This window comes from Polynucleobacter sp. MWH-HuK1 (assembly GCF_018881815.1).
GTDB lineage: Bacteria > Pseudomonadota > Gammaproteobacteria > Burkholderiales > Burkholderiaceae > Polynucleobacter.
Window position 1 is genome coordinate 408,979 of the sequence record NZ_JACVPP010000001.1, and the last position, 16,187, is coordinate 425,165.

The following is a 16,187-nucleotide window of genomic DNA, read 5'->3' on the forward strand; positions in this document are numbered from 1 at the left end:
ATTAACTGGCATGCCTTCTAAGCTATCTCGCGAGGTGAGGTACTTATTGACGAGGCTATCGACTTCTTCAATGTGGCGTTGCCCAACACCTTGTAGCTTTAAGAACAAATCAATGACATCTGAGTCTGCTATTTCATAAACAATGGATTTACCTTGCCTGACAGTATTAACAATGCCCACTTGTTTGAGTACTTGAAGGTGTTGCGACACATTGGCAATTGGCAGCTTAACCTTTTTGGCTAGGTCTTCAACAGCCGTAGGGCACTGAATAATTAGCTCTATAAGCTCTAAGCGCACTTCAGAACCAAGGGCTTTTCCGAGTTTGGCAAATTGCTCGAACAGTTTTTGCTTGAAAGTCGTTTTTTGTTTAGGCATAATCATTCAATGATTTTATTGAATATAAGTGAGGCTGTAAATGCTTAAAAAGCTCGTGGGCGTAATTATCTCTTCGGTTTCATTAAGTGTTCTAGCCAATAGCCCTGTTCCGCTAGAGATTAATGGACAAAAAGCCTTGGTATTCATTAATCAAGATCCTCCTGGGACTAGATGTAATACCAACGTTCAAATTGCCGCAGAAATTGCTAATGCGTATCGACTGCCAATTTTGATTCTGCCCCAAACAGCCGTTCCGCCATTAACGCCAGCTCCTTCAGTTTGGTACAACGGACAAAACATAGCGGCAAGTGGTGGCGCTCACAATGGCATGGTGAGCTATCAAATTATTGCGGACATTCTGGAATTAGAGGGAACCACCAAGCAGAAGAAGCAGGGTAAGTTATTTAACGATAGCGTGAGACCTGAATTCGATAAGTTCAAATCAACTATTAAAACTGGGAAATAAATGATAAAACTATTCATTGCGCTTGCGCTCACATCATTCATGGCAAGCCCAGCGTTTGCTGATAACAAAGCTATTGCTGTTGATGAGATGGCGGGTTATCTTGAGTTTGTAGACTATGGTGGGGCTACGATATTTCCTGAGCAGATACCCGCAGAAGAATACAAGAAGATGATGGTGATTGATGCTAGAGATAAGGTTCAGTTTGATAAGAGCCATATTCCTGGAGCAGTCAACATTGAGTGGCGCCAAGTCTTGGCACAAAAAGATAAGATTCCTAAGAACAAGCCCGTCTTAATCTACTGTAATACCGGTAGTCTGTCAGCACAGGCAGGCTTTGCTTTGCGTGTTGCTGGCTATGAGAATTTGCGCATTCTTCAGGGTGGCTATGAAGAGTGGAAAACTAAAGGTGGCATGGATGCCTACAAGAAGGCTGTTAATAAGCAACCCAAGCACTAGCAAATGAACAAAAAAGAACACTGGGAAAAGGTCTACGGTACTAAAGCCCCTGATGCGGTTAGTTGGTATGCCCCGCATTTAGAGACTTCCTTAAATCTTATCTATCAAGCTACAAGCAATAAAGATGCCGCAATTATTGATATTGGTGGCGGAGAAGCTACTTTAGTAGATGATTTGCTAACAGAGGGCTACAAAGACATTAGTGTTTTAGATATATCTCAAAAAGCAATTGATGTAGCTAGAGCTCGCATTGGTAAGCAGGCTGATAAGGTTCACTGGTATTGCGCTGACATTACACAGGCAACATTACCTCAAGGCTATTTTGATATTTGGCACGATAGAGCAGTCTTTCATTTTCTAACTGAAGAAGCACAACGAGCAAGATATGTAGAACAAGTGATGCGCTCAGTTAGGCATGGTGGCTATGTGATTATGTCCACCTTTGGTCCTGAAGGACCTGAGAAGTGTAGTGGGTTAGATGTGGTTCGCTATAACGCAGAAAATCTTCATGGACAGTTTGGCAAAAAATTCCAGCTCATTGATAGTTCAACTGAAATACATAAAACGCCTATGGGCACCACTCAACAATTTCTCTATTGTTTTTGTAGGATGGAGTGATAGTTTTGTAGTAATCAAACTTAGTTAATTTGCTTTGTCGTTTCATACGACATACAGTTCACTATCTATATTAATGAGGGGTAAACATGACAACATCCATTTTTCAATTTGGGGAGATTAAGTCTGAATATCCAGTCGCAGTTTTGAATGAGCGAACAGTCAGAGCGGCCGCAGGTATTTTGTTTGTATTTGCCTTAATTTCATTTATGAATGCCTGGCTAATGGGAAACTTCTTTCCTACCAAGGTATTTGTATGCGCCTTTCTAATTGAATTTACGATCAGAATTTTTATTAACCCCAAATTTGCGCCTGTCATGGTTTTGGCGCAGTGGTTGGTTAAGGGTCAGCAACCTGAATACACAGGGGCTCCACAGAAGCGTTTTGCCTGGTCAATCGGATTTATCCTGGCCGCCACCATGTTTTATTTGGTGGTGTTAAAAAGCGTAGTCGGACCATTCAATATTATTGTTTGCGCTTCCTGTTTGGCGCTGATGTTTTTTGAAACCTCTTTTGGTATTTGTATCGGCTGTAAGATTTACAACCTATTCAATAAAGCTCAAGCTCAGTTATGTCCGGGGAATTCATGTGATATCAAAACAGAGCAACAAAACAATATATCTAAGAGTCAATTAGCAATACTGGTTTTATTTGCTGTGAGTGTGTTGGCTATCTTCAATTATTTCTCTGACAAATCAAATGAATCTACATTGTCATCGGCTACGAATGGGGTAATAAATAAAGAGGTAGACGTCAAAGAGGCTGAAAGATGTCGGGTGCCTGATTTTGCTAAAGCTATGGGGCATGAAGAAAAGTGGAAATTACACAACAACTGTAAATAAAGAGTCAGGCATCCTCTGCCCTGGTCGATTCCGCCCCGGGCCACCAAGAAACACTAAAACCACCTTCGGGTGGTTTTTTCATTTGGGCTCGGTTACATTGTTGCTATGAAAGCGCTCAAGAAAAGAATCCTGGGGTCTTGTTGTGGTGCCCATATTCTTCATGATGGATATACCGACCTACTGTATGTCATGTTTCCCATTTGGCAAATGGCATTTGGTCTATCGCTTGCTGAAGTTGGCTCTTTAAAGACTTTATATTCGGGGGCAATGGCTTCGCTACAAGTCCCAGCAAGTATGTTGTCAGAAAAGGTCGGTGAAAAACGCCTATTGCTATTCGGCACTCTGATTGCGGCAATTGGATTTTTATTATCTGGTTGGACTACCGGTTTTTTGGGTTTAGCAGCCTGTTTAGTTCTTAGCGGTATTGGCGCCAGTGTTCAGCATCCCCTTTCCTCCTCATTAACTTCCCATGCTTTTCAAGGTTCGGAATTAAGGGGCGCTTTGAGCACATATAACTTTTCTGGCGATATAGGGAAGGTGTTGTTGCCATCACTCTGTGCGGCTTTATTGGCAGTCTGGGATTGGCATACCGTAACCAGCGTGATGGGGCTCTTGGGATTGTTGGCTGTAATGTTCTTAGCAGTTGTTCTACCTAAAACAACAGTTACCAATCACTCTAAGACCCAGTTAAATAAGGCATCAAGTGATACAAGCGGAAAAGGTGCAGGCAGCAACTTTCTTAATCTAGGCTTTATTTCTTTATCGTCAATTGCTGCTATCGATAGCGCTACTCGTATGGGGTTTCTAACACTACTACCTTTTTTATTAATGTCTAAAGGCGCCACAGTCACGCAGGTAGGCTTTGCGCTGAGTTTAACTTTTGCTGGTGGCGCCGCAGGTAAATTTGTTTGCGGGTTTATCGCAGCTCGTTTTGGCGTAATCAAAACCACTTTAATAACAGAGATTGCTACGTCTATTCTGATGGCTTTAACCTTGCCGCTAAATGTTGATGTTGTTATGTTGATGCTGCCATTAGTTGGTGTTGCCTTAAATGGAACATCCTCTGGGCTTTATGGAACTGTCCCCGAGTTAGTTCCACCGCACATGCGATCAAGAGCATTTGGAGTGTTTTATACAGTAACAATTGGTGCTGGTGCTATTTCACCTCTTGTTTATGGTTTTGCCGGGGATAGGCTTGGAGTTCCGAATACTATTGCCCTAATTGCTTGCTCAGTATTAATGGTGCTACCGCTGACTTTGGTTTTAAAAAAAGCTTTTAGAAGATTACAAGTCTAGAGCTAGGATTGGATATCTTTAGGCTTGGTCGATTCCGCCTCAGGCCACCAAGAAATACTAAAACCACCTCCGGGTGGTTTTTGTTTGGAGAATTGCGTATGGGGCGCCTGATTAAGAAGTGTCCTTTAAAAGGACATGTCAATTACGCATCCCTGCGTCAGTCGATGTCGTTTTAAACGACATTACACATATATACGCATATGCGTATATATAGAAATCTTACTTTCTTTGATTAAGTTTTCCCGAGCTCCATATGTCAAATTGCCGTTGAGCTTCAGCAGTGATGCCATCAATAGAGTCTTGGGGTAATTGCTTAAGGCATTCAGCTAACGCTTCGGGGCTGGGTTTTTCAGCAGGCTTGGTCTTCTTAATTTCTTGCGGCGATTTGCCATCCCAAGCAAATGGATTGCCAAACGCTGGTGTATCGGGCAGGCAATCATCTCTATAGACTGGCGCATCATTTGTAGCAAATGGCGTAAATGAAATCGTTCTTTCAAAGATGAGTGATTTGCCTGTTGGTGTAGGTGGCAGAGCTGGCATAGACTTCATTGCCTTTCTAGCTAATTGCTCCGCTTTATCGGAAGTTTTCCAAAGCGTTTCTACTTTAGTAACAGTTCCATTTGGAGCAATTTCAATGCTGAATCTCACATGTCCTTGGTCTGGAGACCCTGCTCCAAAAATCAAGAAAATTAATGACTATGGGCAAACATTAGTTGTGGATGATGAAAAAAACATTCATGCCAAATATTTCTTTAGTCCTGATAAAAGACAAAATAAAGGCTTATTAATTCCTGTTGCCGCGCAAGTGGAGAACTTAACAATAGCTAAGTGGGAAAGAATTTCTATTCAGGGCAAGCTTGAGAGAAAGTTTAATCAAAAGGGATGGTTCAAGTGTCTTCAGGACTCACAAGGTTTTTATACGGAAATTGTTTTTGGTGAGCCGATAAAATACGAAATATGGATTAAATTAGTTGAAGATGGAGATGTATTTTTCGGTAGCGGGATGTACGAGGGAAATGCTAGACCATATTCTCAGTGGCGAGCTTCAAACACGTTTTGGAATAAATTAATTACTAGCCGATACTAGGTTGCCCATACATTTTATTGAAAATAAACTTGCTGTATGAGCTCAAAACTTTTACAGCAAGTCGATGTCTAAAGACGTAGTCACTAAACTTACAAATCTAGAAGTTCTCCCCTCACCTCAGCATAAATCTCAATCCACAGTCTTAGGCCAACTTAAATACGCAGAGCCTACAGAGCTTTATTTACGTGACGGTGACGTAGTACTCTTTCGCAGACCAAATAGCCCTCTCTGGCAATGTCGTTTTAAACGACATGACAACACATGGGACAGAGTCTCAACCAAGCAAGCATCAATTGAACATGCCGTCAGAGTTGCCTGTGATTTATATGATGAAGCCAGATTTCGCCAGCGGTTGGGGCTTGCGCAAAAAGCACCTACATTCGCAGAAATAGCGCACGCCACACTTTATGAAATGCGACGTGATTTGGATGAAGGCATTGGTAAGGTGGTTTACCTAAGCTATATCACTTGTATTGAGAAATACTTTTTGCCTTATTTCATGGATAAGCGACTAGAGGAAATAACCTATACAGACGTTCATGAGTTTGAGATTTGGCGTAATAGACAAATGCGACTAGTGCCTAAATCCAGCACCTTAATGAACTTTGCCAGTGCTTGGGCGAAGCTACAGCAGACAGCAGTTAATAAAGGCTGGATAAGTGAGCGAGTGGCAATACCTAAATTAACTACTCGTGGGCATAAAGGTAAAACTCGTCCTGCCTTTAGCCGCGAAGAGATTACCAAGTTATTTGAATATATGGAGAGGTGGGCCAAGGAAGGCCGCCTAGAGGTAGAGCGGGAGATAAGGCCTTTAGTACGTGACTATGTAGAGATGCTTTTGCTAACTGGCATGCGACATGGTACTGAAGCACTCAATATTTGCTGGAACAATATTGAATGGCATACCAATGATGGCAAGAAATATCTGCGTATATGGGTGGATGGCAAAACTGGCGGTCGCTGGCTAATAGCTAAACATAGGGCTGTTGATGTTCTCAAGAGATTACATAGCCGCCAAAAAGCTGTGTATGACATTCCGTTTGATAGATTGTTTGAATCTCGTGCGCCGCAAAGGATATTTGTGATGGCAGATGGGCATCAACCTTTGCGTATTGATGGCACATTTAAGAAGCTTATGCGAGATAGTGGATTAGCCAGAAGTCAGGATGGGCAAATGCGTACCTTGTACTCATTGCGACATACTTACGCAACATTAGAGCTACTAGAGAATAAGACGGATATTCACACGCTGGCTAAGCAAATGGGAAATAGTGCCGCCATGATTGAGAGGCACTATTCAAAACTGACTCCCACTATGGCGGCTGAGCAATTGGCGTAAAAAAGCCCACTAAAAAGTGGGCTTAAAGAGAGTTAATTGAGTTGCTGAATTTCTATGCCCTCAATAAAAGTTGGGCGTTTCTTTGGCATTTCATATTTAGAATTCAATCCTTCGGAGGGATTAAATGAATCAGGGTGAATTAGTGCGACCCTGCTATTATTTAAATATGCTGATAAGGTCGCAAGAATCACGCAATCATCACAAAAATTCTTCCACCTTTGATTGCTAGATACGGCTAGGTGAGGATTAGAGTCAAAAAACTTGTCTTCCAAAGGCAGTGAATATTCAAGTCTTTTAAGCAAGCCCTTCAAAAATGATTCATCTTTTTGGGTGCGGTATTTATTCATATGCCATTCAAGATTAGATTGACTTGCCATAACAATTGTTGATAAACCAAATGGTGCCATGTAGACGCCATGGTGAATATCTCGACTTTTCATATCGCTACTCCTTTCCGCCTAGCTAACCGCTTGAGGCCATGATTAAGATTTCTAAATGACCCATTTGCCAATGAAATAGCCTCTAATAAAACTTCGTCGTTTAAAAAGACATTTTTATTTTGGGCGATTTCTTTTGCTAATGGCAAATACTCCTCAGGAGCGCCCGCATTCATTTCAATCAAAACACATCTATCTTTAAGGCCTTTATCAAGCTCAGATATGTTGTTGGTTGTCAGAATAAAAACTGCCCTATGAGTATTCATGGCTGATTTCAAACTCTGCTGAGCTAACTTGGTTAGGTTATCGACTTCATCAAGGATGATGTAGTGAAGCCCGCTAGAGTTAAAGGACATGACGTTTAAGATATTGCCTATAAGTGTCATTACCTGCGGCCCATTGAATCCCTGCTGACAGCCGATAAAGGTTTCCGGGCTATTTAAGCCAACTCCAGCTTTACCTTTTTCGATTGCGTCAGGTAGCAAGTTCGCGAGAGTGGTTTTTCCTGTCCCATAGACTCCGTAAAGAAGTAATCCTGATTTGCCGCTTGAAGGGATCTCTTCGATATTTGTGACAATATCTTCGATTCGTAATCGACTTTCAGGATTGCTGTAGTAGATGTCAAAAACATTTTGAGGCGCATTTTGGTTCTCCTTGTTCATTTGTAATTCCTTTCAGTGTTTAATGGTGGTGGCAGTTAAGCCACCACCTGTTTGGTTAGGCCGCTTTGGCAAGTTTTGCTTCAGCATCGTTAGCCGCATCTACAACTCGTTTTGCTTCGGCTGTAACCTCTTGTTGCTTTGAGTACATTGCCGCAAATGCCGCCTTTACGACGCTGGCATTACGAATCACGACTTTGATATCAAATCCACCCTGACTGTTTTGCTCTGCTAGCAATACACAGGTATCACCCATGAAATCAGCATCAGCTGTCAGCGAAAGCATTTCGGAGCTGGCAGTACCAAGGGCTTTCATGTTGTCAAAGTGCTCCTTTGCCATTTCTGCCTTATCAGCCATGCTTACAAAGGTTTCGCTTTGTCCCAGCTTGATTTCTTGAACGCCACCCTCTTTTTCAATCCAATCCGCTAGCTCTAAGTAAGGCACATTTAATTTTTGTGCTTTACGTAAAACGATGGAATAGGTGCTTAGGCGTCGTCTATCAACATCTCCAAATACAGCACGAATTACGCGGGTAATTAATGGCTTGGTTTTGTTGTACTTATAGTTGCGTGATTTATAAAACTTCTCAAGCGAAGCCAAACGAGCTTTAGCGTCTCCAATTGATAGCTCTCCGCAAAACTGTAAGCATTGGGCTAGCACTTGATATAGAGCTTGATTACTTGTTCTATATGCGCCTTCTTCCCATGTAATACGACTTTCTTCCATAGCGTATAAGAGCTTGGTAGAAGTTGAGGCAATCGTAGCCTTACGAGCCTTCTTTTGTTTGTCGTTTAAAACGACTTTATTTGTTGCTGTTGTTTCTACTGCGTTAGTTAATGTATTCATTTTTACTTCTCCTGTGTGTATATAAAGGTATGGTTGCTTGTTAAGAAATTTAACCGCTTGGCCATGACTCTATTAGGCCTTTTTTTGATAAACTTAACCGCATACAAACTAATTAAAGTAATTTGGATGTTAAGAAAATGTTAAGAAGATTCCTTGCCCAGCACCCAACATTTGGAACAAAGAACAATCCACGCTCTTTGTCATACCAACAACAAAGCCCTTATTACTGGTGGTGGGCTTATTTGCGTCGTAATGAGGACTACTTAAAGTGCTGTGAAAAAAGCGGCAAAGGAAAGTTCGCAAAACTCTATAAAGACTTTGGAGATGTAAGAGAAGATAACTTTAAGAAATGGTGGACGGAGGAACAGCGAGGCGCCAATCTATTTTCTGAACAAGCGGGGTTAATGACGCTAATCGAACTTGAAGATAAAAGCCAATGGGATGAAGCTTGGACTAAAGACAATGTACTGATAATTGCGGCGCCTCTTACATCTAGCAAAAGATATCTTCAAAGCAGATTTGCTCGATTATTGAAAGAGCGACATACCGCTAAACGAGGAAGAACAGCCAAGAAGCTGGAAGCTAGCAATGCCAACTATCCCCTCGAAAGAAATTACACAATAGAGAATTTGAGAAAGACACTTCAGGTTTACGACGAATATGTTCGCACTAGGGCTGATGTTAAGAAAGTACCGCTATGGAAGGTTGGGGAGAACCTCCGATTAGTGCCTACTGCCATGACCTCTTCAAAGTTAATGGCAGATGAAAACTTTTTAAGAAGAAACGTCATGGGCGCAACTGTTAAGCGTTATCTAAAAAATGCTGAAAGATATATCAATGGTGCGGCACAGGGAAAATTCCCTGTATCAACAAAAGTCGTTTCAAACGACTAAACCAATTCAACCGCCGCTTTAAGTTGAGTTGGACTTGAATATAGATAGCTAGCAGTAGTGCTGATGTTTCTATGCCCTGCCAAGCTTTTTAATATATGGATTGCTGTACCTTTATTGGCAAGGCCAGTTAGAAAGCTACGTCTTCCGCTATGACTACTCGCACCATCTAAGCCTACGTTGCGATATAGGTAAAAGAAGTACTGGGCTAGGGAGTTAGCTGAGAAACCTGCTTGTTTCTGCGTGTAGAACAAAGGCTTGCCGGCATCCCTAATGCGAAGTAGACGCAAATACTGGCCAATCTCTTTGCGCATACGTTCATTAAGGTAAACAGTACGGGCATGTTTACCCTTGGTTTGTTCGGGCAATAAACGTACTTCATCCTTAATCGTGTTATCGCTGTTTAAAACGTCGTTTATGCGTAGGGCGGCAACTTCACCTACCCGCATACCCGCGTAATGCGTAAGTAGCAACATAGCGCGATTACGTGCGCTGTGCCTACGTGTAGCAACATGGTCTAAAACTCTACGTAGCTCTTGTGGGTTTAAAACTCTAGCTTGTGACATACGTTCTCCCTGAAATGTAATAAATACAGAGCTACAGTATGTTTTCTTATGTTTGGTTAGAGCAACCGAAAATGGCTAAGTAAGAACCTTCCAAAATTCAAAGACTTAGCTGATTTCATAATCTTTTACATATTAGATTATGTTTTCGTGGCATTTTCGCCACGAACTTTCATGAAGTATTTATAAGCCCTACAAGCTGTTTGATTTCGGGTTCTGCTACCCAAGTAAGCGAAAGCTTCTAATCATCGCTTAAACGAAGGATTTACCCTGAATGGGTCTACAGCTATTAAATTTCTGGGCTACGAAAAATTAATAGGTAGCTGAAGCTTTTCGGGTGGTGATTTTCTACCTATACCCCCTTAGTAGTAAGCGAGCTAACACTCGCTTGTGATTTCGCTTGTCGCTCATCACATTTCTTTCTTCTTAAATTGTTTGTATTGGCTTTCTCTAGATTCAACCTACACTGAGCCTTAAGCAACAGGCTCAGTTATAGAGAAGAAATAAGGAAAAGGACTTTCTCTGAGTTCTTTACTACACCACTTAGGGCACAACCCAATTGGGTAAGGGCGGTTTTGCTGTCTCCTTTTATGTGCGGCCGTAAAACGCAACAATGACATCAGCATTAAGTGGCTACCAATGTCTTGTTCGCAAGTTGCTGTGTAAGCAGGGCTTGCTCGTGATTCATTTAATCTTTGTGCTGAAACATTCTTGTATCAATTAGTAAGCAACTCTAATGGCGTCCTGTAAAGGATAGTGATACTAAGTCTCTGCTACTGCCCAGAATTTCCATCACTGCGACTCTAAGTCCAGCTTTAGGGTGACATAACGACTGGGTGTCACTGCCCTTGTTTCAGTAGTAATTTATAAAGTTATTTAGCAAAACCTAATAAAAGAAGAGTAGAAATGAATGTGATTATTAGGTATATGTGGCTTTTGGCATAAAGAGGTTGCTCTTTCGAAATGGCCGACAATAAATTAACTGTGCCCATTCACACAAAGGAGAAAACGATGAGCACACTTAATAGTTTGAAATTAGTAAATTCTAAAAAACCAACCGCAATTCCACCCATCCTTCATCGCCGTAATAAGCTAGGTTCTAAGGTATGGGAGCAAATTCAGCTAGCCAAAGCGCAAAAGGAAGGCGGTACTTTTACTGTTAAGAAATTCAAAACAGTGAAAGACTACGACGGCTCGCGTAAGAATATTGAAATTGAAAAGCGTATACGCCAGTGGTGGTACGTGGCGGCTGACGGCAAGGTTTGCTTAAACATTCGCTATGGGGCAAAAATTATTGAATTTGCCAAAGGTAAAACTGCCGTAGAGGTGGGCTCAGGCGAAGAGCTTATTAAGGCACTTGAGATTATTAAAGGCGCTGTAGAAGCTGGCGAACTCGATACCCAAATTGAACAGGCTAGTGGGGCTGTTCGAGCTGGGTTTGGCCGTTAACTTGGAGTGTCGTTTAAAACGACAAATGATGAATACAGAGCTAATGCTATTGCTAATGGTATTAGCTCTGCTCTTTTTGGAGGATTGAATGAAAACATTTGAAGCTTATGTACGAATACAGCCTCAGGGTTGGGTTGTGAAAACTCAGGTAGTTGCAGATAACAGTCAAGATGCTTATTTTTTATTACAAGGACAGTATGGCGCTGGCAATATAGTTCACTTGCCGTCTGAGGTTTAAGAATTTATTTGTAAATGGGTCTCTCGCTAAATATATTAAAAGGAGAGACTCATGAAAGTTAAAGAAGTCACAAACCCTGAAGAGCAGTTAGGGTTGCTAAGGGTAATTATTGATAACACTTGGAGTGCCATCCAACAGCAGGCAGATGCCCATGCTAGGCAGAAAGCATCGCAACCACTTGCGAAACCAAAAGCTAAAGCTCCCAAGCCACCCAAGAAAGCCCCGCATGTCCCAAAACCACAGCCTCTAGCAAAGCCCAAGGCTCCTTATCCAGCCATGCCACAGCCAGCAATGAAAAGTACTATCGGTAGAGCAGTCTATAAACAGCCTCAACCCAGTATTGGCGCCCCAAAACAAACGGCGACTAGTCCTTCTAATCAGCCGAACGCTTCACTATCCAGTTTAGAGAAAGACGAAATGCTCAGCCTCCCTCGTGGAGCTTTGCCAAAACCGCTCTAGTGATTCAAAAGCGCGGTTTACATGGAGATTCATATGCTTTATTGATTGACAGAATAAAGCGCAGACAGGCATAGTGAAAATGAATAAGGATTAATTACATTTAGTAGAATGATTTTCATTCATTACACATAAATTGGAGCGGGCATGGCAAAGGCACCAGCAAAAAAGACTGCTGTTAAAAAACCGACTAAGAAGGTAGTTATTAAAAAGCCTAAGCCGTTAGCTCTAAAAAAGCCTGTTGCTAAAGCGCCTGCCAAGAAGGCTGTCAAAAAATCAACAACACCTGATTACTTTAAGTTGCCATTTGAGGTTTATTACAGCGACCATGTGGGCGTTAATCAGATGGAGTTTAAGTCCGACGTAAAGTGCAAGTCATTTAGGGATGTGAAGGTGGTACATCAAGAGCAAGGCGGCTCTTGGGGTCTTTCGCTTTATTGCCCCAAAAATAATGGGCCAGAACTTTACTGCTGTTTAACCAATGGCCATGATGAGGTTCAGCCAGAATGGTTGGATTATCTTGACGAGGAAAATATAGATTTCAACTCTGGAACTAACTATAAGGTTGTCGTAGAGGGGAATGAAATTAGATTTGAATATCTAACTGACGATGAAGAAGACGAAGATTCAGAGGAATATCTCGATATCGATAATATGGATTATTGCTGTAGTTATACATTTATGACTTATGAGTTGGGAGATAGTTGTCCAGACTACATAATTCTTGATGCTGATGACACAAGAATTAAAGTTAATTTAGATGGTTATTTGCTGGATGAAAACGACGACGCTACAGAAGAGCAAATTATCGATGTAGAAAAATTGATTGAGAGTGATGAGTTGTCAGACTACGAAGTTGACGAGCTTTGGGATGCCAAAAATAAATGGGTTGAATCCATTCTGAAGAAAGATTTTCCAAAAGATACAAATCTGTCTTTATCTTTCAAGACAAAATAATGTCGTTCAAAACGACATGCCAAGTAGAAATGGTTGGTGGCAGGCACAGGAGTCAAACTAATTTTTGACTGACACATATATGTTTTGAGCTTGCGCACAGTTTTTACACGCTAAGGCAACTTTCTGATTACGCTCGAAATTTTGACCGGCACATTAAGTAAATTTTGCGCACGAAATGTCTGGGGTGGTGTAACCAGTTGAAATCAAAGCGAAAGCGGTCTATCGGAGGATATTTGAAAATCCTTGTGTCGGTGGTTCGATTCCGCCCCGGGCCACCAAACTCAAATAATGCCCTGCCTTATGCGGGGCATTTTCTTTTGGGCTGGCGGATGAGCATGCTTCTTTAAAATTAAATATTGAGTCAAAAGCTTATTAATAAAGGTGAAGATATGCGTAAAGAATATGATTTCTCAAAGGCTCGTAAAAATCCATATGCTTCTATGCTCAACAAGCCTATAACGATTAGATTGGATGAGGATTCAGTGAGCTACTTCAAGTCTGTATCAGAAGAGGTGGGCATTCCTTATCAAAGCCTCATTAATCTATATTTAAGAGATTGCGCCGCTTCGCATAAGAAGTTGAACCTTAGCTGGAAGTAGTCTGGAGGCAGGATTGGCTCCTTACCCTTGGTCGATTTTGCCCTGGGCCATCAAGAAATAAAAAACCACCCGAAGGTGGTTTTTTATTTGGTTTATGGGTAATTCATTAAGATTGGCTTATGCCTAACTTATCTAATTTCTTTGGCCCATTTTCTTTTGTTGGCCTTTTAGTTCTTTCAAATGTTTTTATGACATTTGCCTGGTACGCGCATCTTAAAAATCTATCATCCAAACCTTGGTGGATTGCTGTACTCGCTAGCTGGGCAATTGCTTTACTCGAGTATGTCTTTCAGGTGCCCGCTAATCGGATTGGATTTCAATATTTTTCCTTGGGACAACTCAAGATTGCTCAGGAGGTGATTACGCTGAGCGTCTTCGTACCATTTGCTGTTTTCTATATGGGCGAACCATTTAAGACCGATTACATATGGGCTGGCCTATGTTTGTTGGGTGCGGTCTACTTTATGTTTAGAGGCTAAGGATCAAGCATCCTGGGGCTTGGTCGATTCCGCGCTGATCCACCAAGCAATACCAAAGCCACCTTCTGGTGGTTTTATGTATAGAATTTCTCCATGACAAATCTAAACCAGCTTCCTACAGATTTACCCATCCCTCAAGACGATGGTTCGACCAATCATTTGAAGGGTATGAAATTACCCAATGTTTCTTTAAATGCTACCAATGGTAAGACGATTAATATTGGCGACATCAAAGGCAGGCTAGTTATCTACTGCTATCCAATGACGGGGCAACCTAACGTAGCATTACCGGATGGCTGGGATCAAATACCTGGAGCAAGAGGTTGCACGCCTCAGAGCTGTTCGTTTAGAGATCACTATCAAGAACTTCAAGCATTGGGCGCTGAGGTTGTTGGCTTGAGTGTGCAAACTACAGAGTATCAAAAAGAGATGGCAGATAGACTGCACCTCCCATTCCCGGTTATTAGTGATGTGAATTATGAATTTCAGAAAGCATTGAATATGCCAACCTTTGTAGCTGCAGGCATGACCCTATTAAAGCGCGTCACACTTATCGCTAATAATGGCGTCATTGAGGCGGTTCATTACCCGATTTTCCCAAGCGATAGTGATCCAGCGTGGGTAATTGACTATTTGAAGAGTCATTAGGACCGGATCATTGGCCTTGATTGTTTTATCTTGTGCCACGATGAAGCTCTACAACCACATTAGGGTGGTTTTTCTTTTGCCTGAGATTTTTAGATGGCTTTTAAGCGACAATAGAAATTCATAAAGAAGAGCAGGAGACAAGCATGTATAAGCTCATAGCCTTTGATGCTTATGGAACCTTATTTGATGTGTATTCGATGGGGCAGTTAGCAGAAGAATTGTTTCCAGGTCATGGCCAAGCTTTTGCATTAATGTGGCGCGATCGACAAATTGAATACACACGCTTAGTAACAATGAGTGACCCCAACCCAGGTGGAAGTAAATACTATCTACCATTCTGGGAATTAACTATTCGTTCGCTTCGCTATGTTTGTAAGCGCATGCAATTAAATCTCACGGCAGAGCATGAGAGGCGACTTATGGATCAGTATGCGAAGCTCACCGGCTTTAAAGACAGCTTAAGTGTTCTTAAAACGATTAAAGATATGGGAATCTCGACTGCGATTTTGTCTAACGGTAGTAGGGAGATGTTGGCAACAGTAGTTGAAAGTAATGGTCTGGCGCCATACCTGGATAAGGTTGTTACGATTGAGGATGTGCGTTTGTTTAAAACTGCACCACAGGCTTACGAACTTTTATTAAAAGCTTTTCCAGTAAAGAAAGAAGAGATTTTATTTGTCTCAAGTAATGCTTGGGATGCGCTAGCCGCGAAGTGGTATGGGTTTGATGTATTTTGGGTCAATCGTCTTGGCCATCCTTTTGAAGAGATTGGCGAAAAACCAAACTATGAAGGAAATTGTTTAGGCAAAGTTTTAGAAGTTATTTAAGGAGAAATGCATGTTGCTGATGACTTCAATTATTGCCGCAAGCTTGACTATTATTTTCGTAAAGCTTTCTTTTGCAGTAATTGGCCTCAGAAGAAAAAATAAAGTTGGCCTAGGAAGCGGGGGTTACGACGATCTTGAAAGAGCTATTCGTGCTCAAGGCAACTTTGCTGAATATGTACCGATAGGACTCATTTTGATTGCTTGCCTGGAGTTAAATGGCGCGCCTTGGTGGCTAGTTATTCTTCCGGGCATCACTTTAATCATTGGGCGCTTAATTCATGCCAAAGGTATTAATGAGCCGCCACCTAACTTTAGTAGCCGTGTATTGGGGATGAAATTTACTTTTGGGACTCTCATTACATTGGTAATGCTCAACATAGGCTGGTCTTTCTATAGCTTGGTTGTATAGAGATTGCCGAATGTGAGATTTTCACTTTAAAAAATCTGCTATAAATTAGTCGTTACTTACGAAGTGGATTTCATCCAATCAATCAGGATTAAAAATCATGAAAAAATTACTTCTTATTGCCGCATCGGCTGTGTTTGCTATGGCGCTATCAGGCTGTCTTGCCAGCACAACTTCTCCTGATGGAGTTAACTGTAACTATGCTCAGGGTAAGCCCATGTGGGAAATGCCGCTAGATTGCCAGGGCGGTCGCTAG

General features: G+C 41.7%; 24 protein-coding genes. 18 read left to right on the forward strand and 6 right to left on the reverse strand.

The features are described 5' to 3' along the window. Nucleotides 1–381 (reverse strand): helix-turn-helix transcriptional regulator (locus ICE93_RS02155; protein WP_216185081.1); only part of this gene is annotated, 381 nt, incomplete at its 3' end. A gap of 34 nt (nt 382–415) precedes the next feature. On the opposite strand from ICE93_RS02155, the gene ICE93_RS02160 reads away from it, so the two are divergent. The 5 genes from ICE93_RS02160 to ICE93_RS02180 all read left to right on the forward strand — a co-directional run bounded on the left by ICE93_RS02160 (nt 416) and on the right by ICE93_RS02180 (nt 4,050). Further along, the gene (locus ICE93_RS02160) at nt 416–841 is read left to right on the forward strand and encodes a hypothetical protein (protein WP_216185084.1); all 426 of its coding nucleotides are present in this window, start codon (nt 416–418) and stop codon (nt 839–841) included. Continuing rightward, nucleotides 842–1,297, forward strand: coding sequence for a rhodanese-like domain-containing protein (locus ICE93_RS02165; protein ID WP_216185087.1), 456 nt, complete (start codon nt 842–844; stop codon nt 1,295–1,297). It begins immediately after the preceding gene. Nucleotides 1,298–1,300: 3 nt separating this feature from the next. Next, a complete protein-coding gene (locus tag ICE93_RS02170; RefSeq protein ID WP_216185090.1) occupies nt 1,301–1,915 on the forward strand; it encodes a class I SAM-dependent methyltransferase in 615 nt (204 codons plus the stop codon). Nucleotides 1,916–2,001: 86 nt separating this feature from the next. Continuing rightward, the gene (locus ICE93_RS02175) at nt 2,002–2,754 is read left to right on the forward strand and encodes a DUF4395 domain-containing protein (protein ID WP_216185093.1); all 753 of its coding nucleotides are present in this window, start codon (nt 2,002–2,004) and stop codon (nt 2,752–2,754) included. A gap of 105 nt (nt 2,755–2,859) precedes the next feature. Beyond that, a complete protein-coding gene (locus ICE93_RS02180; protein ID WP_216185096.1) occupies nt 2,860–4,050 on the forward strand; it encodes an MFS transporter in 1,191 nt (396 codons plus the stop codon). Nucleotides 4,051–4,269: 219 nt separating this feature from the next. Here ICE93_RS02180 and ICE93_RS02185 read toward each other — a convergent pair whose 3' ends face one another. Then, the gene (locus ICE93_RS02185) at nt 4,270–4,698 is read right to left on the reverse strand and encodes a hypothetical protein (RefSeq protein WP_240480841.1); all 429 of its coding nucleotides are present in this window, start codon (nt 4,696–4,698) and stop codon (nt 4,270–4,272) included. Here ICE93_RS02185 and ICE93_RS02190 point away from each other — a divergent pair. Beyond that, nucleotides 4,685–5,137, forward strand: a complete 453-nt coding sequence (locus ICE93_RS02190) for an LlaMI family restriction endonuclease (protein WP_216185098.1) — start codon at nt 4,685–4,687, stop codon at nt 5,135–5,137. The genes ICE93_RS02185 and ICE93_RS02190 overlap by 14 nt on opposite strands. A 64-nt stretch (nt 5,138–5,201) precedes the next feature. After that, the gene (locus ICE93_RS02195) at nt 5,202–6,476 is read left to right on the forward strand and encodes a tyrosine-type recombinase/integrase (protein ID WP_216185101.1); all 1,275 of its coding nucleotides are present in this window, start codon (nt 5,202–5,204) and stop codon (nt 6,474–6,476) included. Nucleotides 6,477–6,508: 32 nt separating this feature from the next. Here ICE93_RS02195 and ICE93_RS02200 read toward each other — a convergent pair whose 3' ends face one another. From ICE93_RS02200 to ICE93_RS02210, 3 genes are read right to left on the reverse strand one after another with little or no spacing between them, the layout of a single operon-like run. Then, nucleotides 6,509–6,916 (reverse strand): hypothetical protein, encoded by a 408-nt coding sequence (locus ICE93_RS02200; RefSeq protein ID WP_216185104.1) that lies wholly within the window; start codon nt 6,914–6,916, stop codon nt 6,509–6,511. Continuing rightward, a complete protein-coding gene (locus tag ICE93_RS02205; RefSeq protein WP_216185107.1) occupies nt 6,913–7,575 on the reverse strand; it encodes an AAA family ATPase in 663 nt (220 codons plus the stop codon). Before ICE93_RS02205 ends, ICE93_RS02200 begins: the two co-directional genes overlap by 4 nt. Before the next feature lie 55 nt (nt 7,576–7,630). Next, entirely contained in the window at nt 7,631–8,419 is a 789-nt protein-coding gene (locus ICE93_RS02210; protein WP_216185110.1) for a hypothetical protein, read from the reverse strand. 122 nt (nt 8,420–8,541) lie between these two features. Between ICE93_RS02210 and ICE93_RS02215 the strand changes: the two genes are divergently transcribed. Further along, nucleotides 8,542–9,312, forward strand: coding sequence for a hypothetical protein (locus ICE93_RS02215; RefSeq protein ID WP_216185113.1), 771 nt, complete (start codon nt 8,542–8,544; stop codon nt 9,310–9,312). Here ICE93_RS02215 and ICE93_RS02220 read toward each other — a convergent pair. Continuing rightward, nucleotides 9,309–9,875, reverse strand: a complete 567-nt coding sequence (locus ICE93_RS02220; RefSeq protein WP_216185116.1) for a site-specific integrase — start codon at nt 9,873–9,875, stop codon at nt 9,309–9,311. The genes ICE93_RS02215 and ICE93_RS02220 overlap by 4 nt on opposite strands. 960 nt (nt 9,876–10,835) lie before the next feature. Here ICE93_RS02220 and ICE93_RS02225 point away from each other — a divergent pair. The 10 genes from ICE93_RS02225 to ICE93_RS02270 all read left to right on the forward strand — a co-directional run bounded on the left by ICE93_RS02225 (nt 10,836) and on the right by ICE93_RS02270 (nt 16,187). Then, nucleotides 10,836–11,321 (forward strand): DUF6641 family protein, encoded by a 486-nt coding sequence (locus tag ICE93_RS02225; protein ID WP_370624580.1) that lies wholly within the window; start codon nt 10,836–10,838, stop codon nt 11,319–11,321. Between the two features lie 88 nt (nt 11,322–11,409). Continuing rightward, nucleotides 11,410–11,559 (forward strand): hypothetical protein, encoded by a 150-nt coding sequence (locus ICE93_RS02230; RefSeq protein ID WP_216185122.1) that lies wholly within the window; start codon nt 11,410–11,412, stop codon nt 11,557–11,559. A gap of 51 nt (nt 11,560–11,610) precedes the next feature. Continuing rightward, nucleotides 11,611–12,018 carry a hypothetical protein gene (locus ICE93_RS02235; RefSeq protein ID WP_216185125.1) on the forward strand — a complete coding sequence of 136 codons (408 nt, stop codon included), beginning with the start codon at nt 11,611–11,613 and terminating at the stop codon, nt 12,016–12,018. Between the two features lie 144 nt (nt 12,019–12,162). Continuing rightward, entirely contained in the window at nt 12,163–12,972 is an 810-nt protein-coding gene (locus ICE93_RS02240; RefSeq protein ID WP_216185128.1) for a hypothetical protein, read from the forward strand. Nucleotides 12,973–13,328: 356 nt separating this feature from the next. Then, entirely contained in the window at nt 13,329–13,571 is a 243-nt protein-coding gene (locus ICE93_RS02245; RefSeq protein ID WP_255554451.1) for a BrnA antitoxin family protein, read from the forward strand. A 119-nt stretch (nt 13,572–13,690) separates the two neighbouring features. Then, a complete protein-coding gene (locus tag ICE93_RS02250) occupies nt 13,691–14,050 on the forward strand; it encodes a DMT family protein (RefSeq protein WP_216185131.1) in 360 nt (119 codons plus the stop codon). A gap of 93 nt (nt 14,051–14,143) precedes the next feature. Further along, nucleotides 14,144–14,698 (forward strand): peroxiredoxin, encoded by a 555-nt coding sequence (locus tag ICE93_RS02255; protein ID WP_216185134.1) that lies wholly within the window; start codon nt 14,144–14,146, stop codon nt 14,696–14,698. Between the two features lie 143 nt (nt 14,699–14,841). Then, the gene (locus ICE93_RS02260) at nt 14,842–15,525 is read left to right on the forward strand and encodes a haloacid dehalogenase type II (RefSeq protein ID WP_216185137.1); all 684 of its coding nucleotides are present in this window, start codon (nt 14,842–14,844) and stop codon (nt 15,523–15,525) included. 10 nt (nt 15,526–15,535) lie between these two features. Continuing rightward, nucleotides 15,536–15,934, forward strand: coding sequence for an MAPEG family protein (locus ICE93_RS02265; RefSeq protein ID WP_216185140.1), 399 nt, complete (start codon nt 15,536–15,538; stop codon nt 15,932–15,934). 97 nt (nt 15,935–16,031) lie between these two features. After that, nucleotides 16,032–16,187, forward strand: coding sequence for a hypothetical protein (locus ICE93_RS02270; protein WP_216185143.1), 156 nt, complete (start codon nt 16,032–16,034; stop codon nt 16,185–16,187).